General features: G+C 46.3%; 15 protein-coding genes (1 of these 15 running past the window's edge). 2 read left to right on the forward strand and 13 right to left on the reverse strand.

Translation table 11 applies throughout. The features are described from left to right. The 6 genes in view from tsaD to AR1Y2_RS15590 are tightly spaced (at most 15 nt apart) and all read right to left on the reverse strand, a layout consistent with a single transcriptional unit that may run on beyond the window. Positions 1–19, reverse strand: partial view of a tRNA (adenosine(37)-N6)-threonylcarbamoyltransferase complex transferase subunit TsaD gene (gene tsaD / locus AR1Y2_RS15565; protein WP_137329785.1) — the start only. 1,004 nt of this gene lie to the left of the window's left edge; the window shows 19 of its 1,023 coding nt (coding positions 1–19); it begins with the start codon at positions 17–19; the stop codon falls past the left edge of the window. Between the two features lie 10 nt (positions 20–29). Beyond that, entirely contained in the window at positions 30–941 is a 912-nt protein-coding gene (locus AR1Y2_RS15570) for a ribonuclease Z (RefSeq protein ID WP_137329786.1), read from the reverse strand. A 15-nt stretch (positions 942–956) separates the two neighbouring features. Continuing rightward, complete coding sequence (gene rimI / locus AR1Y2_RS15575) at positions 957–1,661, reverse strand: ribosomal protein S18-alanine N-acetyltransferase (RefSeq protein ID WP_243118781.1); 705 nt, start codon at positions 1,659–1,661, stop codon at positions 957–959. Then, the gene (gene tsaB / locus AR1Y2_RS15580) at positions 1,642–2,361 is read right to left on the reverse strand and encodes a tRNA (adenosine(37)-N6)-threonylcarbamoyltransferase complex dimerization subunit type 1 TsaB (protein ID WP_137329787.1); all 720 of its coding nucleotides are present in this window, start codon (positions 2,359–2,361) and stop codon (positions 1,642–1,644) included. The genes rimI and tsaB overlap by 20 nt, the downstream gene beginning before the upstream one ends. After that, complete coding sequence (tsaE, locus tag AR1Y2_RS15585; protein ID WP_243118782.1) at positions 2,362–2,781, reverse strand: tRNA (adenosine(37)-N6)-threonylcarbamoyltransferase complex ATPase subunit type 1 TsaE; 420 nt, start codon at positions 2,779–2,781, stop codon at positions 2,362–2,364. 4 nt (positions 2,782–2,785) lie between these two features. Then, entirely contained in the window at positions 2,786–3,292 is a 507-nt protein-coding gene (locus AR1Y2_RS15590) for a YcxB family protein (protein ID WP_137329788.1), read from the reverse strand. A gap of 160 nt (positions 3,293–3,452) precedes the next feature. On the opposite strand from AR1Y2_RS15590, the gene AR1Y2_RS15595 reads away from it, so the two are divergent. Further along, entirely contained in the window at positions 3,453–3,995 is a 543-nt protein-coding gene (locus AR1Y2_RS15595) for a stage V sporulation T C-terminal domain-containing protein (RefSeq protein ID WP_137329789.1), read from the forward strand. A 58-nt stretch (positions 3,996–4,053) separates the two neighbouring features. Here AR1Y2_RS15595 and uvrA read toward each other — a convergent pair whose 3' ends face one another. The 4 genes from uvrA to AR1Y2_RS15615 form a co-directional block, all read right to left on the reverse strand. Beyond that, the gene (uvrA, locus tag AR1Y2_RS15600) at positions 4,054–6,879 is read right to left on the reverse strand and encodes an excinuclease ABC subunit UvrA (protein ID WP_137329790.1); all 2,826 of its coding nucleotides are present in this window, start codon (positions 6,877–6,879) and stop codon (positions 4,054–4,056) included. A 9-nt stretch (positions 6,880–6,888) separates the two neighbouring features. Further along, positions 6,889–8,874, reverse strand: coding sequence for an excinuclease ABC subunit UvrB (uvrB, locus tag AR1Y2_RS15605; protein WP_137329791.1), 1,986 nt, complete (start codon positions 8,872–8,874; stop codon positions 6,889–6,891). A gap of 267 nt (positions 8,875–9,141) precedes the next feature. Then, a complete protein-coding gene (locus tag AR1Y2_RS15610) occupies positions 9,142–9,681 on the reverse strand; it encodes a methylated-DNA--[protein]-cysteine S-methyltransferase (protein ID WP_137329792.1) in 540 nt (179 codons plus the stop codon). Positions 9,682–9,703: 22 nt separating this feature from the next. Next, a complete protein-coding gene (locus AR1Y2_RS15615) occupies positions 9,704–10,012 on the reverse strand; it encodes an MGMT family protein (RefSeq protein WP_137329793.1) in 309 nt (102 codons plus the stop codon). A gap of 193 nt (positions 10,013–10,205) precedes the next feature. Between AR1Y2_RS15615 and AR1Y2_RS15620 the strand changes: the two genes are divergently transcribed. Beyond that, positions 10,206–13,121, forward strand: coding sequence for an InlB B-repeat-containing protein (locus AR1Y2_RS15620; RefSeq protein WP_137329794.1), 2,916 nt, complete (start codon positions 10,206–10,208; stop codon positions 13,119–13,121). Positions 13,122–13,215: 94 nt separating this feature from the next. Here AR1Y2_RS15620 and AR1Y2_RS15625 read toward each other — a convergent pair whose 3' ends face one another. The 3 genes from AR1Y2_RS15625 to AR1Y2_RS15635 all read right to left on the reverse strand — a co-directional run bounded on the left by AR1Y2_RS15625 (position 13,216) and on the right by AR1Y2_RS15635 (position 20,829). Next, positions 13,216–16,803: a response regulator gene (locus tag AR1Y2_RS15625; protein WP_137329795.1), complete on the reverse strand. Its 3,588-nt coding sequence runs from the start codon at positions 16,801–16,803 to the stop codon at positions 13,216–13,218. Continuing rightward, entirely contained in the window at positions 16,778–19,375 is a 2,598-nt protein-coding gene (locus AR1Y2_RS15630; protein ID WP_137329796.1) for an EAL domain-containing protein, read from the reverse strand. The genes AR1Y2_RS15625 and AR1Y2_RS15630 overlap by 26 nt, the downstream gene beginning before the upstream one ends. A gap of 77 nt (positions 19,376–19,452) precedes the next feature. Then, positions 19,453–20,829 (reverse strand): GntR family transcriptional regulator, encoded by a 1,377-nt coding sequence (locus AR1Y2_RS15635; RefSeq protein WP_137329797.1) that lies wholly within the window; start codon positions 20,827–20,829, stop codon positions 19,453–19,455. Positions 20,830–20,911 lie beyond the last annotated feature (82 nt).

The following is a 20,911-nucleotide window of genomic DNA, read 5'->3' on the forward strand; positions in this document are numbered from 1 at the left end:
TCTTAATAATCTTATCCATTGTCCGCTCCTTATTCCTCACTGAAATCTAAAGTAATGGTCTTCCCGTCCTTCCCCGCCTTAGTCCTTGGAAAGATCTCTCTGACTTTCCCCATAAATTCTTCCGGTCTCACTAAAGACGGGCTGTAGTGAGTCAGCCAAAGCTGACCCACATCTGCCTGTTTTGCAAGCCTTGCGGCTTCATAAAATGTCATATGCTTATATTCTTTTGCCTTCTTCTCTTTTCCCTCTTCCCCGTACATACCCTCACAGATAAACAGATCCGCTCCATTAGCATGCTCGGCTATGGCAGGGATAGGCCTGGTGTCCGTACAGTAGGTCAGCTTAATCCCTTTTCTGGCTTCCCCAAGGATCATATCGCTGGTCAGCACACGGCCGTCAGCCTCCAGGGTCTCCCCCTTTTGCAGCCGGCTCCAGTATTTCATCGGAATTTCATTTTGTCTGGCCTTATCAGGGTCAAACTTTCCGGCCCTCGGTATCACAATATTATATCCGTAGCATACAATATTATGCTGAACCCGGAATGCCTCAATCTGATATCCATCCATCGGGATCACCTGGGTTTTTCCGGAGAGTTCGAGAAATTCAATTTCAAATGGAAGATCGGGGGCGATAATCCTCAATGACTGAACGACCCGCTCTACTCCTTTTGGTCCAATGATCAAAAGGGGCTCCGTCCTCTCCGCATTTCCGAGAGTCAACAGAAGGCCCGGCAGGCCGCTGATATGATCCGCGTGAAAATGGGTAAAACAAATGGCATCCAGAGGTTTTACACTCCACCCCCGTTCCTTGATGGCCACCTGAGTTCCCTCACCGCAGTCAATCAGCACGTCATGTCCGTTAAACCGTGTCATACATGCCGTCAGTTTCCGATATGGAAGAGGCATCATGCCTCCGGTGCCTAATAAACATACATCTAACATTTTTTATCCTTTTTTCTAAGTCAAAACTTCACTTTTTTCCTTGACTGAGACTGGGATCTTAAACTTCTTCACCAGCTCGTCATAACAATGTTCACAAAGAAAAAATTCGTGGCATTCCAGATCTTTGTCCGAAAAATATCCCCACTGCTTTTCTCCCTTAAAATAATCTTCCTTCTCTTTTATAGTTCGACCACATAAGTTGCACATCATCTCATTCTCCTCCTTATGGGTCTCATTATAAGAAGGTTCTTCTTCGGATACTACTGGTAATGATTGGGCCGGTACGTCCCAACGCATTAAAACAGCGTCTTCCATTGGATTTCGGTAATATTTGGGCCTTCGTCCCTGGACGATAAATCCTCTCTTTTTATACATATGGATGGCCTGGATGTTGGATTCCCTCACCTCAAGATAAACCGCAGACACCCGTCTTTTTGCAAGTTCTTCCTGAAGGACACATACCAGCCGTGCACCAATCCCGAAATTACGGATGAACGGAAGCACGCCTACTCTCAACAGTTCACCTTCGTCCGCTGCTATTCTGCCTATGACATAACCGCTGACGCGTTTCATGTCACGCCATACATAAATAAAATAGTCATTGTTTTTGAAGGCATCTTCGATCACACGAAGTGACCATGGATCAGAAAAACACTGCTTCTCCAACTCCGCGATCATCGGCAGATCTTTTTCTCTTACCTCAAATATTGGTTTTTTCATTTCTCAGTCGTTCTTCTCTTTCCCTTTCTGCCTGGGATTTCCGTAAATATTCAGGTTCAAAGTCATCAGCAGAAACTGCTTTCCCCTGCTGATAATATAATTCGGCCAGAGCTCCTACTGCACCCGCTCTCTGCCTTGCCGCAAACCCAGGGGCAAACAGTGCGTGTTCTCCCATATGCTCTGATATGACTTCCTTATGGACTGGAACTCCATCCCCAAGAAACGTCACAGTTTCCTTGTATTCCTTCAACTGATCCAAAGTATCGCTGATACTTTGGGCACACTGCTCTTTCATGACTCTGAACTGTCCGTGTTCAAACCTGTAGAATCCAGTATAAACCTGATTTCTCCTGGCATCCATAACAGGACAGATGATGCCCTGTGCTCCGTATAGCTGATATGCCAGCCCGTCCACAGACGGCACCGGTATGACTGGTTTGTCAAGAGCCAGCCCCAGCCCCTTGACTGTAGCTGCTCCAATCCTCAATCCTGTAAAGGATCCCGGTCCCATGGCAGCCGCGATGGCATCCAGTTCAGTCAGCTCAATTCCTACCTGTCCTCTTATGACATCCAGCATAGGGAGCAGCGTCTGTGAATGGGTCAATTTGTCGTTGACCGTATACTCAGCAATCATCGCGCCGTCCACAAGGTAAGCAGCCGATGCCACAAGACCCGAACTATCCAATGCTAAAATCTTCATCTATATCTCCTCAATCTTGATCTCCCGGTAATCAAACCCACGTTCCAGGTTTTTAGAAATCGTAATCTTTGTATAATGATCAGGAAGGATCTCCTGAATGAGATTGGCCCACTCGATCAAAGATACTCCCTGCCCGTAAATATAATGTTCATATCCTATTTCATCCATCTCCTCCACATCACCGATACGGTACACATCAAAATGGTAGAAAGGGAGCCGTCCGTCCTCATACTCCTGCACGATGGTGAATGTGGGGCTCTGCACAGGCTCCTCGATTCCCAGGCCCTTTGCGAAACCCTGGGTGAATACGGTTTTGCCGACTCCCAAGTCTCCCTCCAGACAGTAAACGTCTCCAGGGCCTGCCTGCTGTGCAAGCAAAAAGCCTGCCTGAAATGTATCCCTGCTGCTGAAACTCTCCATCGCACTAAGCCCTTTTTGCATTCTTAGGAAGTTTTGTGCTGGCCGGTACATGCTGGTAAATATAATTCATGATCTCGTCTTTTCTGCTGCCGAGAGCCTCATCGGTGAAAATAAAAGCGCTCTGCTTTCCTGTATATAAAATATACATACCCCGGTTATATCTGATCTTGACAATCTGATCCCACGGAATATTTCCGTTCTGGTCATCGATGGTCACATGGATCCCGTCATCCTGCATGTCATAAACAGACTCTGTCTTATACATAGGGTTTGTTGCCGCCTGCTTCTTTGCCTTCATATATAATGTAAGCGGTGTCACAAGTACAAAAAGTACCATGATCAAAACACCCATAAATCCGTAATAAGCACTGCTCTGAGCGATGCCCCGGAATATCATCATAATTCCAACCAAAATACAAAAGGCAGTAAAAATCCCTGTCTGTCCCTGGTATGAATGAATCATAGAAAATCGAAATAAATCTTTTACCGATAACTTAATTTTTAATATCATTGCTCTGCTCCTTCATCTTCAGGATAATAAAATCCTTTGTTTTGGACTTGCTCTAGTTTTTAATTATATCATAGTGAAAAGAGTTTTGGTATATTTTTTCTCTCGATGCAAACAATATCCACATGGGAAAATATATGTATGTGAGAGGAGACGTAAACACATGAGAGCAACAGGAATAGTACGACGTATCGATGACTTGGGAAGGATCGTGATTCCAAAAGAGATCCGAAAGACAATGCATATCAGAGAAAGCGATCCTTTGGAGATATTTACAGAGCATGACGGAAGCATCATACTAAAAAAATATTCTCCAATCGGAGAGATGGGGCAGGTGGCAAAACAATATGCTGAGTCCATAGCTGCCACCCTTCCTCACACGATCTGCATCTGCGATCAGGATTCTGTCATCGCTGCCGCAGGACCAAACGGCAAGAAATTGTCCGGAAAACTTTTGCACGAACAGGCAGAACAGATCATCATTGACCGCGGACAATTCAGCGCAAACAAAGGAGATCAGAAGTTTGTGCCGATCATCTCAGATTTCCCAGATGAATTTATAAGCCAGGCGGCGGCCACCATCATCGCTGAAGGGGACGCCATCGGCCTTGTCTGTATTCTTTCCAATGATTCTAAAATAACCGATCAGGATTTGACCATCGCAAAAATCGGAGCTTCTTTCCTTGGAAAACAAATGGAAGATTAGCAAAAGCTGATACGCCGTACAAAAAACTGCCGGCATGCAATGCATGTCCGGCAGTTCTTTATGATCTTAGATATTTATTCAGGTATTTTCCTGTATACGACTGTTCCACCTTACATATTTCTTCTGGGGTTCCCTGAGCTACAACTGTTCCTCCTTTATTGCCGCCTTCAGGGCCGATATCAATAATATAATCTGCTGTTTTAATGACTTCCAGGTTATGCTCGATCACAATCACCGTATTACCGCCTTCCGTGAGCTTACCCAGAATATCTACAAGCTTGTGCACATCGGCAAAATGAAGTCCAGTGGTAGGCTCATCTAATATATAGATGGTTTTTCCTGTACTTCTTTTGCTCAGCTCCGTTGCCAATTTGATCCTCTGTGCTTCTCCCCCAGAAAGCTGGGTTGACGGCTGCCCGAGACGGATGTAAGAAAGCCCCACATCCCTGAGAGTCTCCATCTTCCGGCTGATGCTCGGAATGCTGGCAAAAAACTCACACGCTTCCTCAACCGTCATATCCAGAACATCATAAATACTCTTGCCTTTATAAAGGACTTCCAGTGTCTCCCTGTTATACCTTTTTCCCTGGCATACCTCACATGGAACATACACGTCCGGAAGGAAATGCATCTCGATCTTAATGATACCGTCTCCGGCACATGCCTCACACCTTCCGCCCTTTTTATTAAAGCTGAATCTCCCTTTATTGTATCCACGGCTTCTTGCGTCCTTTGTCATAGCAAACAAATCCCGAATCTGGTCAAAGACACCCGTATAAGTTGCCGGATTGGACCTTGGTGTCCGCCCGATCGGAGACTGATCAATGTCAATAATCTTGTCCAGCTGGTCAAACCCTTCTATGTCGGTATGCTTTCCCGCTTTTATCTTGGCACGGTTTAACTCCTTCGCCAGCCTTTTGTATACGATCTGGTTGATCAGAGAACTCTTTCCTGAGCCGGACACGCCGGTCACACAGGTGAATACCCCGAGAGGGATATCCACATCAATGTTCTTTAGGTTATTCTCCCTGGCTCCAATCACCTTCATCCAGCCTGCCGGCTTTCTGCGTTCTTTTGGAACCGGAATCTTAATCCTTCCGCTTAGATATGCGCCTGTGACAGATTTTTTGTTCTTCATGATCTGCTGGGCGGTACCCTGGGCTATGATCTCTCCACCGTTTTCCCCAGCTCCGGGTCCCACATCCACAATGTGGTCTGCCGCCAGCATCGTATCCTCGTCGTGCTCTACCACCAGCAGGGTATTCCCCAGATCTTTTAGGTTCTTTAAGGTATTGATGAGCTTATCGTTGTCTCTCTGATGGAGTCCGATGCTTGGCTCATCCAGAATATATGCTACTCCCACTAGACCTGAGCCGATCTGTGTTGCCAGACGGATTCTCTGGGCCTCTCCTCCAGACAGTGTACCTGTGGCTCTGGAAAGTGTCAGGTATTCCAGTCCTACATTATTAAGAAAGCCAACTCTGGCCTTAATCTCCTTGAGGATCTGGCTTCCGATAAACTGCTGCCGTTCCGTCAGTTCCATCTCATCCAGGAAGGTTAAGATCTCTCCCACAGACATCTCACACATCTCGGCAATATTTTTCCCTGCTACGGTAACTGCCAGAGACTCCGCTTTCAGTCTCTGTCCATGGCATTCTTCACACGGCGTCACCGTCATGTAGTTTTCATATTCGGCCTTCATAGACTCAGAGGATTCTCTATACCTGCGGCCCACGTTCCTGATCAGTCCTTCAAAAGCTACATCATAAACACCCTGCCCCCTCTGTCCGGTATAGTAAACCTTGACTTCTTTTCCGTTGGTTCCATAGAGAAGAATATCCTTGATCTTCTTTGGATAATCCTTAAACGGTGTGTTCAGGTCAAACTTAAACTCTTTGGCAAGGGCGTCCAGAATAGCTCTGGTATAACTTTTTTTATCCGTACAGGACTGCCATCCCATCACCTGGATGGCTCCTTCGGCAATACTCAGTTTCTGGTCCGGGATCATCAGATCCACGTCAAATTCCATCTTATACCCAAGTCCATGACAGACCGGGCACGCCCCGAACGGATTGTTGAAAGAAAAACTCCTCGGTTCAATCTCATCGATGCTGATATCACAGTCCGGGCAGGAAAAGCTCTGGCTGAAGTTCATCGGCTCTCCGCCGATGATATCCACGGTCATCAGACCGTCCGCCAGGTCTAACGTTGTCTCGATAGAATCAGAAAGTCTCTTATCAATCCCCTTCTTGACAACCAGGCGGTCCACAACAATCTCTATATTATGCTTCTTATTCTTGTCCAGTGTGATCTCTTCCTCCAGGTCATAGATATTTCCATCCACTCTCACACGGACATAGCCGCTTCTCTTGGCATTGGAGAAGATCTTCTCGTGCCTGCCCTTCCGTCCCCGGACAATCGGTGCCAGAAGCTGAAACTTTGTCCCCTCTTCCATCTCCATGATCCGGTCAACCATCTGATCCACGGTCTGCTTGCTGATCGGTTTTCCGCACTTAGGACAGTGCGGGATACCGATCCTGGCGTACAGCAGACGGAAGTAATCGTAGATCTCCGTCACGGTTCCAACTGTGGATCTGGGATTTCGGTTTGTCGACTTCTGGTCAATGGAAATCGCAGGGGACAGCCCTTCAATGCTGTCAACATCAGGTTTTTCCATCTGCCCAAGGAACTGCCTTGCATAGGAGGAAAGAGACTCCATATACCGCCTCTGTCCCTCCGCGTAAATCGTGTCGAATGCCAAAGAGGACTTCCCTGAGCCGCTCAGTCCGGTCAGGACAACAAACTCATTCCTTGGTATTTCTAAATCTACATTCTTTAGATTGTGCTCTTTCGCCCCTTTGATTCGGATAACATCCTTCTTCATAGTATCTCCTTACTTATCATAATCTCTGTAAGCAATCTTATATTCCTTCAGTTCATCGCGAAGTGCTGCAGCCTCTTCAAAGTTCAGCTCTGCCGCCGCTTTGTTCATCTTCTTGGTGAGCCGTTCAATGTTTTCTTTAAGTTCTTTCTTATTCATGGACTCAACGTCTTTTTCGTTGGACTGTACCGCTTCCTCCTCATCAGAAATCTTGATCAGGTCACGGACATCTTTCTTGATCGTCTGCGGTGTGATGCCATGCTCCTTATTATACTGATCCTGGATAGCCCTTCTCCGGTTGGTCTCACTGATGGCAGCCTCCATGGAATCAGTTATATTGTCCGCATACATGATAACATGTCCTTCACTGTTTCTGGCCGCACGGCCGACCGTCTGTACCAGGGATGTCTCTGATCTTAAAAATCCTTCCTTATCTGCGTCCAGGATGGCAACCAGCGTAATCTCCGGAATATCCAGACCTTCTCTCAGCAGGTTGATTCCCACCAACACGTCAAACACATCCATCCTCAGATCTCTGACAATCTCTGTCCGCTCCAGAGTATCAATGTCTGAATGCAGGTACTTTACGCGGATTCCTACTTCCCTCATGTAATCAGTCAGCTCCTCCGCCATCCTCTTCGTGAGGGTTGTCACGAGAACCTTATGCCCCTGTTCTGTCTCCTTATGGACCTCAGACAGAAGGTCATCGATCTGCCCCTTCACCGGGCGCACATCAATCGGTGGATCCAGAAGACCGGTAGGGCGTATGATCTGTTCTGCCCTCAGAAGCTCATGCCCGGCCTCGTACTTACTCGGAGTCGCAGAAACAAACATCATCTGGTCAATCTTACTCTCAAACTCGCTGAACTCCAGCGGGCGGTTGTCTTTTGCCGACGGCAGCCGGAATCCGAAGTCTACCAATGTGGACTTCCTGGACTGGTCTCCAGAATACATACCGCCAATCTGCGGTATCGTAATGTGGGACTCGTCCACGATGATCAGAAAATCATCCCCAAAGAAATCGATGAGAGTATTTGGCGGTTCTCCCGGCTTTCCACCGGTGAGATGCCTGGAATAGTTCTCAATGCCCGAGCAGAATCCAGTCTCTCTCATCATCTCAATGTCAAAGTTGGTCCTCTCGGCGATCCTCTGGGCTTCGATGAGCTGGTCATTTTCCTGGAAATACTTAACCCTCTCTGCCATCTCCTTTTTAATGTCTACGATGGCACGCTCGATCTGTTCCTGCGGCACTACATAGTGGGATGCCGGAAAAATGGCCAGAAAGTTAATGCTTCTCTTAACTTCCCCGGTCAACACATCGAACTCCACAATACGTTCAATCTCATCCCCGAAGAATTCCACCCGGACAGCCTCCTCGAAGGTGGATACCGGAAGGATCTCAAGCACATCGCCTTTTACCCGGAAGGTTCCCCTCTTGAAATCCAGCTCATTACGGACATATTGGATGTTAATCAGCTCGTCAATCACCTGGTCCCGGTCCTTCTCCATGCCCGGTCTCAGGGAGATCATCATCTCCGTGTAGCTTTCTTTGTTACCGATGCCGTAGATACACGACACACTGGACACTACGATCACGTCCTTCCTCTCAATAAGGGCGGCTGTGGCACTGTGCCTCATCTTATCGATCTCGTCATTGACTGAAGAGTCCTTCTCGATAAAAGTGTCAGTGGAGGGCACATAGGCTTCCGGCTGGTAATAATCATAATAACTGACAAAATATTCCACTGCATTATGAGGAAAAAACGCTTTGAACTCACTGTAAAGCTGCGCAGCCAGCGTTTTGTTGTGTGCGATGATCAGGGTTGGTTTATTTAATTCTTTGATGACATTTGCCATGGTAAATGTCTTGCCTGAACCTGTGACACCCAGAAGCGTCTCAAACTGGTTGCCCTGCTTAAACCCGCCGACCAGCTGTTTGATTGCCTCCGGCTGGTCTCCGGTGGGTTCAAATTCAGATACTAATTCAAAATGATCCATAGCTCAAAGCCTCCTTTGCAATGATATGTTCAACTAAATCCGTTTCTTTAAAACAGTTTCTTACAATTCCATATATATTGACCTAGTATAACACAAGAAAAGACTGATTAGTATGTTCACATTATTGGTAATTTATTTGGATCCGTACTTTTTATCTCCAGCGCCAAGAACATATGTTCCTTCCATTTTAGCAGAATCCTTCCGGGAATGCAACCATATCTCTAATAAAAAGAAAAGAGAATAGTCCTTGGCTATTCCCTCTTTCGATTATTTCGCTGTTCTCTTTTTTGGTACATACAGCCGCTCCATATCTGCCCCTTCATGGGTGAGCAGCTGTATCTTTTTATCGATTCCTCCTGCGTAACCGGTCAGGCTCCCGTTGAAACCCACCACCCTGTGGCAGGGAATAATGATGGAGATGGGATTATGGCTGACTGCGCCGCCCACAGCCTGCGCTGACATCTGCTTTCTTCCAAATTTTAAGGCAATCTCTTTGGATATTTCTCCGTAGGTTGTCACTTCTCCATACGGGATCTGACAGAGAATCTCCCATACTGCCTGACGAAATTCACTCCCCTCAGGTGAAAGCTTTAGCTCTGTAATCTCAGGCTTTTCCCCCGCGAAATACCGGTCCAGCCACGCCTTAGCCTGCACTAAAACAGGATGATCCTCCTGCTCCTTCTTCTCTTCCTTCACAGATCCGAGAAAATATTTTTGGCGTTCGATCCATAGCCCGGCTAATGCATCTTCCTTTGCCGCCAGCAGGATCCGTCCTGCCGGAGAGTCATAATGTACCGTATAAATCATGATCCTTCTCCTTTTTATCCCTTTAACAATCCCATTGAAACCGCTTCAGATCAACATGGGTGTCGTTTTTCATGGAAACTCCCTCTTGCTCTAATAAATACCTTTGTTCCGTCCATCCGGGGACAATCCGGCCAGCGTGATTGACAACCCGATGGCACGGATATTCTCCGTAGAGACCGGCCCTGCGCAGTACTGTGCCGACTAATCTGGAGTTTTTGTCTCTGCCGATCAGCCTTGCGATCTGTCCATAGGTGGCGACATTTCCCTCCGGAATTTCTTCCACTACAGAGAGAATTTCGTAGACCAGCGATTCATCTAAAATCTTTTTCATCAGCGCACATCCCCTCTCTGTATGACAAATTTCTTTATAATTTTATTCTATCTTTCAGTACCTGCTGAGTCAAGTAAAATGGGGTTTTCCGATAGTACTTGACAGTACATGAACTGGAAGTATAAACTAAAATTAACTATATTTTGTTTTGGTTTTTTCTATATAAAAGGGGTTAGGATAAAGGGGGTAGAAAATGACAAAAAACAAGCACTTTAGAAAACGTTTGCTGGTTCTATTATTTACTATAGCATTGTCCATGAATGGTTTTGTGCTATATGCAAAAAATGCAGAAGAGCCAGATAATCAAACAAAATCGGCAGTTTCAACAGAACTGCCGGCCAGTACTGTTAAAGAGACCGAGGAGCCCAAGACAGAAGAACAGACCAGCACAGCCGGGACCAACTCAGATCTTCAAAAGACTGCAAAACCTGCAAAAGAAAACAAGACACCGGACAAAACCACTGCAGCCGTTTCCCGTGCTGCCAAAGCTCCGTCTCCATACGCAGATGAGGACAACAATGTAGCTAAAATCATCCGTGACGGAAATGAACTGTTCTATACTAATCTTCGTACCGCACTGAGCAAAGCTTCGGATGGTGAGGAGATCATTGTATTAAAAGATATTCCGGCCGCAGTGGGATATTATACGATTGATAAATCCATCACTCTAAATTTGAATGGACATAGTATAGACGGCTTAAAAAATTATACGATTCTTGTCAATAAATACAATACAGCCGGTATCACCGTAACCATCAGGGATGGAGCAATTTACAGCAGCTGTAGCAGCGACTATGACTCCATGAGTATATGCATGCCGCTTTATATTCGAAGCTGCGGAAATGTAATCCTGGACAATGTAAAGCTGGAAGCCCGCCCGGCGGCTGATATCTCCGGTGCAGGTATCAGAATCGAAAAGAACGCCACTCCGACTGAGGGGTCTGTGCCGCAGGTTACAGTCCGTGGGCAGAATACCTCAGTCAAAGGCACCACATCCGGAATCAATATCATCAGTGATACGAAAGATGACAGGCGGCCAGAACTTGTGATCAACGGTGGTCTGGTAGAGGGCGGTTCTTTTGGAATTGCCGGAAACGGTACTAGTGACGCGACCAGTGTCACAGTCAACGGAGGGACAGTCAAGGCGTTGGGCAATAGTGGGACAGCAATTTATCAACCGCAGGACGGTTACCTGACTGTCAACGGAGGAACCATAGAAGGTAAAAATGGGATCCAGTTCTGCGGAGCAGGCAGTCTGTCTGTCACCGGCGGTATGATCACCGCAACAGCTGACACCATATCTGCTGCTGACCCGGGTACTGGTTCAGTTTTAGACGGTGCTGCTCTGTCTGTTTTATCCAGAGGAGGCGAGTATGGCGCCGCGAAGAGTTTGGATGTATCCATTACAGGCGGTATTCTAAAAAGTCTTAAGCATACAGCCATCCGTGAATACAGCGTCAACAGCCAGGAAACATTGATAAAAACAATACAGATTTACCAGGCAGAAGACAAAGACTTAAGGGTCATTTCCGGGACCCAGAAAGCTGCAGTCATTTTTGACAACCTTGCCGGAAATGATGCGATGGCTATCTCCGGCGGCCGTTTTTCAAGCATTCTCTCAGACGCCTACTGCGCAAATCATTTTGAGTGCCAAAAGGAAAAAGATCAGGACAACCTCTATAGAGTTGTTCCGCGTACTTATTCACTGACCTATGATTACGCCGGCGGAAAACTGCCTGGAGGCAAGAAGAATCCCATCGGGTACACGTATTTTGACAGTGCCTTTACTCTGGTAAATCCACAAAAGGAAGGGTACGATTTTGTTGGATGGACAGGAAGCGGCATCAGTTCCCCTCAAAAAGAAGTAACGGTTGCTGGACATTCTGAAGGAGATAAAACATACACAGCTGTTTATTCCCCAAAAGAATCCAGGATCGTATTTAAAACAAAAACAGATGATTTCACAATCCCTGATAAGATCGGAAGAACAGATGAAGTCATCCATGACAGGACCATGCCAGTGGTTTCTGCCCGCAAAGGTTACAGTTTTGCCGGATGGTTTGACCAAAAAGGCAGGAAAGCGATACTGCTGCCCGAGAAATTCCCTGCAGGCACAACGGTTTATACGGCCAAATGGAACCTGATACCTCTTGCCTCTGATCCAAATATCCAGATAGAGGTGCCTGAATTATCTCCGGACGGTACAGGTGTATCCGTCTCAGACGCGACGGTCACTGAATCAGCCCGGCAGGCCAGAAACATAATAAATGAAATAGCTGCAGGAAAAGTACCTGCGGGAATGAGTTCCGGAGACGCAAAAAAGATTAAAACTCTGTTGGATTCAGCTGGAAAAGATGATTCCGTCATTACCGTCCTTTCCCTGCAGGCAGAAAGAAAAGAACAGGCTTCTGAAGATGAACGGCATGAATTTGCCTCCGTCATGCGGGCAGATGAACAGGCCGCTGCGTATTTTGATCTTTCTGTGGCAATCTCTATCCGTGTTGAATCGCCGGACGGAACGGTCCTGCAGATAGAAAATATAAACCTTTCCATGCTGGAAACTCCTCTGCTGTTTCAACTCCATGTAGAGCCTTCATGGATCCAGGAAAAAGCTGTGAGAATTGCCCATGTCCATAATAGGAGGGCAGAGGTCCTTACGGCTGAAAAAGTAAACCGTAAAAATGGAAGTATTGAATTCTATGCAAAGAGTTTCTCCACTTATGCGGTTCTCACCTCGGAAAATGTTGAGATTACATTTGACAGCAACGGAGGAACAAAAGTGTCCCCACAAACTGTCAAGTACGGAACCTCCATCACAAAGCCTAAAAATCCAGTTAAAAAAGGATCTACATTTATAGGCTGGTACTTAGATAAAGAAGGTAAGGAAGCATACGATTTTACAACGAAGGTGCAGGATTCCTTTACCCTCTATGCAAAATGGTCTCAGAAAGGAAAAACCAAGACAATAAACAACGAACACCAAAACACTGGGGCAGGCAGACATTCAAAACCGGTGAAGGCAGGTGACACTAAGAATCCTGGGTTATGGCAGCCTGTGCTGCTGGCTTCCGCAGTCTTCATTCTAATCTTAAGAAAGAGACTAAGGTAATTTCAATCGAACATGGCATTATAAAAGAATGCGTACATTAGGTCTTAAACTAATGTACGCATTCTTACGATTATAACCGTCTCTGGGTTAATTTTTACTCCACTATTTCATAGATAAAATCATACAGTGTCCGATACAGATGTTCCGGTTCGATTGGCTTAGCCAAATGGGCGTTCATCCCAGCAGCTTTGCTTTTTTCCACATCATCATCAAAAGCGTTTGCTGTCATGGCTATGATCGGAATATTTTCAGCATCTGCGTTGCTTAAGTTTCTGATATTGGTAGTAGCCGTCAGCCCGTCCATGATCGGCATCCGGATGTCCATGAGGATAGCATCGTAGTAGCCCTTCTCTGATTTGCTAAACATCTCCATGGCGCGCAGTCCGTTTTCCGCTGTCTCCACGAGAAAGCCCTTTCCCTCCAGCAGCATTTTTGCGATCTCGGTATTTAAGGCATTGTCTTCCACAAGAAGCACTCTTTTTCCGGTAAAGTCAAAGTCTGCTTCCTCTTTCTGCTCCTTCTCTTCCTCTTTCTGGCAGAACACCTTCGTAAAGGCTGAGACTAAGGAAGCCTTAAACATCGGCTTGCTCATCAGCAGGTTCACCCCTGCCAGTTTTGCCTCATGTTCGATGGAGGTCCAGTCATAAGCAGTCATGATAATGATCGTTACTTCCGGCCCCACAATGCTCCGGATGCGCCGGGCTGTCTCGATCCCGTCCATCTCCGGCATCTTCCAGTCGATCAGTATCATATCAAAATATTTCCCGCTTCCCCATAAAAACTTCACCCGCTCCACTGCCTTGCGCCCGCTGTCCACCCATTCTGCCTTGATGCCCATCTCCTTCAGGGTCACAATGGCACTCTCACACACTGCCACGTCATCATCCACCACCAGGGTACTGAGATGGGAGAAATTATAATGGTGCTGTTTTTGATTGTGACGGAGCTTTTCTTCCTCTGTGATGCCCAGTTTCACATCCACTGTGAATTCTGATCCCACGCCTTTGATAGAACGAACCGTAATCCTTCCATCCATCATATCCACAATGCTTTTGGAAATCGGCAGTCCAAGTCCGGTTCCGCCGTAAACTGACGTAATCCCGCTGCTTTCCTGGGAGAAGGTTTCAAATAAATGTGGCAGGAAATCATCACTCATGCCCACTCCGGTGTCGTTTATGATAAAACGCAGAGTCACATCATTTTTGGCCTTTTTAAAGCGGCGGGTGGAGAAGGTGATCTTACCGCCCTCCTCTGTAAACTTCACTGCATTTCCAATAATATTGATCAACACCTGCTGCAGCTTCATAGCATCACCGATATAAAAATCATCGATTACCGGATCTACGATACATTCATAATCAACACCCTTTGCTTCTGCCTGTGCATAGCAGATAGAATTGATCCCATTGAGGAACTCTTCCATGGGGATTTTTTCATTTTTCAGCAGCATTTTTCCACTCTCAATCCGGCTCATATCCAGAATATCATTGATCAATGCCAGAAGGTATCTGGAGGAGATACCGATCTTGGAGATACAGTCTTCCACTTTGGCATCATTCCCAATGGACTGGGCTGCTATGGTGCACATGCCGATAATGGCATTCATAGGTGTACGGATCTCATGGCTCATCCGGGATAAAAAGTCTGATTTGGCCGCATTTGCCTGCTCCGCTCCAGCCAGTGCCGCAGCCAGCTCTTGTTTCTGCCTCTGCTCCTGCCTGACAATGTCTGTCACGTCCGTCCTGGCCAGACATACCCGCCCAAGTTCCTTGTCAATGTAAAATACCTCGCATCTCTTCACCTGAAGAATTCCGTTCGGGTCCTTCATCTGCACCATAAATGAATAGGATTCATTTTCTGAAAGCATCTTGATCATATAACCATAATTTAAGTTTTCCAGATACGTCCTTCTGGTTTCCTCATCCATGAACCGATCAGCCATCTTACGGATTTCCTTCTGGAATTTACCCTGAATCGGAATTGTATTCATAACTTTTGAGTTCAAGGTAAACAACCGGTGGGCATCGTGGACAATGTCAATATCTACGATCATATCATAATCCAAGTCTGTGATCTTATAGAGCAGTTTTTTCTGCATCTTTTGTTCCGTCTCATCGTAGGTATAGAAAAATACAATAATGTCTCCCGTCTCCGGATTTAAATAGGATCTGAAGTTTGTATTGCTCCAAAAGGCGCTTCCATCTTTGCGTTTTCTCAGGTAATCGAATTTATAGTCAACCTTTCCAGCAGCAAAATCCCTGATAACCTTTTCCCGGGCCAGAGCCTCCCCGATTTTTTTACCGTATGCAGGGTCAGCTGCTGACTCCACCAGTTTCTGCACTGTATACTGATAGCTTTTTCCGACACCTGTCACCGCCACCTCCGGGGCAGCCACATAGTTTTCCACCATATCTTGAGTCACATTCATCCGTCCCTGGATGCTTCTTCCATCCGATGACAACTCAGCAAAATAAGCCAGTTCATTTTCATAGAGCTCTTTGACCCGCTCCTGGAGAAGCTTTTCTTCCGTGATGTCCACAAATACACAGTAAAAATATTGTTCTCCGTCCTCCTCTGTAAACAGTTGGGCCTGAATAGAGATCCATTTAATTTTGCCGTCTTTACGGATCAGTCTGTTTTCATTGCGGATTGTATTTCCCTGTTTGAGCTGGGCCTTCAGCCTGTCCGCCATGATGACCAGATCATCCGGATAGATCACCGCTGCCATGTGGTTTCCCAAAGCCGCAAACTCTTCCCTTGTATACCCCAGGAAATCGTAAAGTCCGTCATTGGCAGCTATAACCGAAAATTGTTCATCAAACCGGCATCGAAATACAGCTCCGGGGATGTTATTATAAATATGCAGAATTTCATTCTGGGCCTTCTTCTGTTCTGTGATATCAATACACACAGAGATGATGGCAGGCCGCCCATCTTCAGCCTCCACCTTGTGGGCAACATCATGGACCCATATATAGGAACCATCCTTTCTGCGCATCCGGTACTCCAGGGTATATTCGCCGCTTTCTTCCATCTGGCGTTTTGCGCTGGCTAAAGCCTCCATGCGGTCATCCTGGTGGATACTGTTGGGAAGCAGTCCATGGATATCTAAAACAAATTCTTCTTCGCTTTCATAACCTAAATACTGCAGCATCCTTCTGTTAATAAAATAGAATGGGAAGCCCTTTTCCAGATATCCTCCAATCATCCCTCCAGCCAATGAATCATTCAGGATCTTCTGGCGCTGTCCTGTGATATTCTCCACCACCAAGGTCCTTGGATAATGTTCTTCTTCTCCCTGGCTTACTGCCGATTCAGAAAAATGGAGACTGGATATTGACCAGCGCTCCCCGGTCTTTGTCAGATTAAAGATTCCCCGGACTCTCCAGGCATATACAGAATTCCTGAGGATGATCTCTTCAAACACCATCCTTACCTGCTCATCCAGAGCCTGCTCATAGATCACATGACACTCTATGTCAAAGGGCTCCGGGATCTCTCCAATATCCTGATGCAGGTATCGGACCATCTCCTCTTTTCCGCAGGCATACTCCTTTTCCCCCGTACCGATAAAACTGATATCCTCCGATAGATATCCGGCGGTTTTTTCCGCATCACGCAACTCAAACCAGCAGCTGCAAAACTCCCGGACAGTGTCAATCGCATTCATTTGTTCGCCCATATATCTCTTCCCTCCATAGGCGGCAGCCGCCCTTACCTTCTGCTTTTGTACAGCTTAGAACCTGATCGGCCCGTTCTATGGCTTTGGCTATCGTATCTCCATCTTCCAGGAGGGCTGCGCCGGCTGAACAGATGATATTTCTCTCTCCGCCCCAGACCCCTTTGACAGCTTTGCAGATTTCTTCCCCTTTTTGGATGATAAACTCTCCTGATCCTGCCTGCTTCATAACTGCCAAGAATTCATTTCCGCTGAACCTAGCCAAAATATCACTTCTTCTCGTGTGAGTGCGCAAAACCGTGCCTAACTCATAAACCTGATTGTCTCCTATACCACTGCTATGTCCGGGTTCATCCAAACTGAATAAATAAACAGCCAGCGGCATGTCTTCTTCCCTGAGGGACTTCACAGCTGCCTTCAGCCCTTTCCGGTTCAACAGTCCTGTCTGATAATCTTGGAATTCTTCATCCTGCAAAACCTGTTCACGCAAATGGTAAGCATTAATCTCAGATGCCCGGCATATTCTCTTTACCAAGCTCTCTTTTAAAAACGGCCGTCCTATAAAATCATCCGCTCCCGCTCGGAGTGCCCGTTCCTCTGTCTTGGCATCGGGATTTGCAGTGGCAATGACCGGTATATTCCTGCACCCCCTGTCCTCCTTCAGCTGTTTCAGCAGAAGATAAGTATCTGGTCCCATCCAAGTCAGGCTTAATAAGATGGCAGCCACATCATTTTCACGGCCCCTCACTGTTTCCAAAAGACTTTTTCTGCCCACAGGCTCGATGATCTGGTACTCCTCCCCTAATTCCTTCTTGATCTCTTCCCGTAAGGAGAGATCTTCTTCCGCTACCAAAAGAATCTCCTTTTCCTCATCCGGCCTAACTGTTTCTCGTTCCACATTGAACAGCGAGCTTACTGTGTTCTCTGCCAGCAATTGGTCAAACTCCATAGACGGCATTGGTTTTGCAAAATAATATCCCTGTACATAGTCACAGCCTATTTCCTTCAGACGTTCCAGCTGTTCCTTTGTCTCCACTCCTTCCGCCACTACGCTGAGATGCATCCACCGGGCCAGGCTGATGATAAACTTAAGGATTCCCTGACTGACAGGTTTTGCCGTCTCACTCTGGATAAACTTCATATCCAGTTTAAGGATGTCAATAGGCATATTATTCAGCATGTTCAGTGATGAATAGCCGCTTCCGAAATCGTCCATTTCGATAACAAAACCCAGCTCCCTCAGATGGGAAACCGTTTCAATGATCTGGGCAGGCGTCTCTGTGTAGGCACTTTCGGTGATCTCCAGATGCAGCCTGGAGGGGTCAAGTCCGTATTTCTTTACAATCCTGCACAAAATATCGGAAAGATCGGCATTATAAATGTCCGCTCTGGATACATTGACTGATACCGGGATCGCTGAATACCCCTTATCCTCCCACTCTCTGAGCATCTCACATGTCTTTTCCCAGACGTACTGGTCCATCTTTGTGATAAACCCATTGCTCTCAAACAGAGGGATAAAATTTGCCGGTGACTGTAGTCCCCACTCAGGGTGCTCCCATCGGACCAGTGCCTCAGCTCCTGCCAGGCTGCCGTCCACGATCCGGTACTTTGGCTGCAGATAGACCTGGAACTGGTTTTCAGCCAAGGCCTGCTCCATGCCGTCAGTGATAGCCTGGTCATGCAGCAGCCTGCTTCTCAATTTGTCATCATAAAAGGCAAAATATTTTCCATACTGTCCTTTGATGCTGCGCGCAGCCAAAAGTGCCCGGTCACACATCTGTTCCGCAGACAACTCCCGGTCTTCCACCGTATAAATCCCCCATTTCATTGCAATACTTCCAGCTTCCATCATTTGATTAACTCTCTCGTTTGCTTCCTGGAATATCTCACTTTTATAATTCCGCCTATGTTCAGTCATGCATACAAACTGGTCTGAATTCAGCCTTCCGCAGATCCCTCTTCCATTGATCTCTCTCTCATACATCTGTGCGATGTCCTGGAGAAGCCGATCTCCCGCAGGTATTCCGAATACATCATTGACGAGCTTAAAATTCTCGATATCAGAACAAATGATATCGTACCGCCCCGTTGGGTTCCGCATGAGGGCATCCCGGATGAGCTGATAGAAAAACTCTTTGCTGTACAGGCCTGTCAAACGGTCAAACTTCACTTGGTTTACCACGGCAGCCGTCTCCCGCAGGTTGATAATACTTGCCACCCGGTGCAGGATGATCTGGGGCCTGTAAGGTTTGGCTACAAAATCTGACGCCCCGTGGGACAAGGCCGCCAGCTCATCGGACTCCGCATCATTCTGCGTTGTGACAATGACAGGAATCGATGAGTATGCTTTGTCCGCTTTCATCAGAGACAGAAATGTATACCCATCCATAACAGGCATGACAATATCCAGCAGTATCAGTGAGATCCCTTCCCCATACTGCTTTAATACCTCCAATGCCTCTTTTCCGTTTTCCGCTTCCAGAACATCATAATCAGAATTTAAAATCTGGCAAAGCAACTGCCGGTTTATCTGATTGTCCTCTACTACCAATACCTTTTTCTGAGACAGCATATAAATCCTTTCTTTATCCAAAACGTGCAGAAGGAAGTCCTCCTCTTCGCCGGTTTGACATCGTGTTATGAAAAAGCCTAGTATTTTGAAAAAGCAACGTTGACATTGTGTTCTTCTCGTTCTAACAAATCTTCCAGGCAGTCGGTAAATGCAGACAGATCACCGCTTTTTAAATAACCAGCGGCTTTCTCTATGATCTGTGAGTATTCCATGTGCATACTTTTACCGTTCAGACGGTACAAAGTGAACGGATATCCCCATGCTGTCAGCTCCCTGACCTTCTTATAGCATTCCCGAATAATGGAACGAGGACAGTGTTCCTCTATAAATGCCAGGCTGATATCAAAGCAAAGATAGCTGTTTTTCTCTTCTAGGAGTTGTAAAAACCGATGCTTAAATATGTCTTTATCCGCTTCTGAGACATTTTCAAATGTATATAAGAATACATGCTGCATCGTAATATGCAGCAGCTGCAGGCTTTCACAGTAAAGCCTGAGGCCGTCTCTGATCTCAGGACGTTCAAAATTGATCTCTCGGACGTTCATCTGGATCTGTGTCCCTTTTCCCTGGAAGGACTGTGTGATCCCTACGCTGTTTAAAATACTCAATGACCGACGGACAGTACTGACAGATACACCATAGTGTCTAGACATCTGCGGCAGAGATGGCAGAAAACTTCCAACAGGATAAATTCCCTTTCCGATATCGCGAATCACATGACAGACAAGTGTATAACACAGCTGAGGCCTCTGACGGTAAATATTCCATTCAAATGAAATCTGTTCTGTATCCTCCATAGCATATTCCTTCACGGATTCCTCTATAAAATCAAACAATCTGTCTACGCCGTCCCGGAACTCGGCCTCATACTGATTTCTCAACTCCAGCATCGTTTTATGGCTGTATTCCTGACCACCCGGATCCGTCTGCCGGCTGATCTCCAGATAAGGAAAACGCAGAAAGCGGATCAGTTCCCAATACAGATTTAAAATCAGACTGTTGCCCAGTTCACACAGAGTGAACAGAAAAAAACGGATTGGCATCATTCCCAAAAATTCCGACGGCTGTCCCAATTCCTCTTTGAACCTGGCCCAGTCTTCCATTCCCAGACGGCTTATGGCCAAGTCCCATATAGGTCTGATCAGCATGTCGCTGGAATCAAGCAAATCCTTAATTTCTTCCTTTCTAGGCACAAAATATTCAGCTGCCAGCTTTCGTCTCTTTGCCCGGTCCGCTTTGTAGATCACCATTGAGGCCTTCCTTGCGTCAATACGTATGTAACCTTGTTTCTCCAAGGCCGCTAAACCGGCGCGGACTGTGGCCGGAGCCATACGAAAAACCGCACAGATCTTTGGAATTGCAGGAAGTTTATCTCCATATTCATAATATCCATAGACGATTCTGGCCTCATAGTATTCAAAAATAAGCTTATTGATCCCGGATTCTAACTCCATATTTATAGCACCCCGTATGTAATGATCTGTTAAAATTATATTCTCAAACTCTGCTCATATATATATTAATAAATTTTAGCAT

This window comes from Anaerostipes rhamnosivorans, from assembly GCF_005280655.1.
GTDB classification, from domain to species: Bacteria; Bacillota; Clostridia; order Lachnospirales; family Lachnospiraceae; genus Anaerostipes; species Anaerostipes rhamnosivorans.

Excerpts from the sequence above, each read along its gene's own strand:
- AR1Y2_RS15570 (WP_137329786.1), bottom strand. The coding sequence starts at position 941 with ATGTTAGATGTATGTTTATTAGGCACCGGAGGCATGATGCCTCTTCCA.
- rimI (WP_243118781.1), bottom strand. The coding sequence starts at position 1,661 with ATGAAAAAACCAATATTTGAGGTAAGAGAAAAAGATCTGCCGATGATC.
- tsaB (WP_137329787.1), bottom strand. The coding sequence starts at position 2,361 with ATGAAGATTTTAGCATTGGATAGTTCGGGTCTTGTGGCATCGGCTGCT.
- tsaE (WP_243118782.1), bottom strand. The coding sequence starts at position 2,781 with ATGGAGAGTTTCAGCAGCAGGGATACATTTCAGGCAGGCTTTTTGCTT.
- AR1Y2_RS15590 (WP_137329788.1), bottom strand. The coding sequence starts at position 3,292 with ATGATATTAAAAATTAAGTTATCGGTAAAAGATTTATTTCGATTTTCT.
- AR1Y2_RS15595 (WP_137329789.1), top strand. The coding sequence starts at position 3,453 with ATGAGAGCAACAGGAATAGTACGACGTATCGATGACTTGGGAAGGATC.
- uvrA (WP_137329790.1), bottom strand. The coding sequence starts at position 6,879 with ATGAAGAAGGATGTTATCCGAATCAAAGGGGCGAAAGAGCACAATCTA.
- uvrB (WP_137329791.1), bottom strand. The coding sequence starts at position 8,874 with ATGGATCATTTTGAATTAGTATCTGAATTTGAACCCACCGGAGACCAG.
- AR1Y2_RS15610 (WP_137329792.1), bottom strand. The coding sequence starts at position 9,681 with ATGATTTATACGGTACATTATGACTCTCCGGCAGGACGGATCCTGCTG.
- AR1Y2_RS15615 (WP_137329793.1), bottom strand. The coding sequence starts at position 10,012 with ATGAAAAAGATTTTAGATGAATCGCTGGTCTACGAAATTCTCTCTGTA.
- AR1Y2_RS15620 (WP_137329794.1), top strand. The coding sequence starts at position 10,206 with ATGACAAAAAACAAGCACTTTAGAAAACGTTTGCTGGTTCTATTATTT.
- AR1Y2_RS15625 (WP_137329795.1), bottom strand. The coding sequence starts at position 16,803 with ATGGGCGAACAAATGAATGCGATTGACACTGTCCGGGAGTTTTGCAGC.
- AR1Y2_RS15630 (WP_137329796.1), bottom strand. The coding sequence starts at position 19,375 with ATGCTGTCTCAGAAAAAGGTATTGGTAGTAGAGGACAATCAGATAAAC.
- AR1Y2_RS15635 (WP_137329797.1), bottom strand. The coding sequence starts at position 20,829 with ATGGAGTTAGAATCCGGGATCAATAAGCTTATTTTTGAATACTATGAG.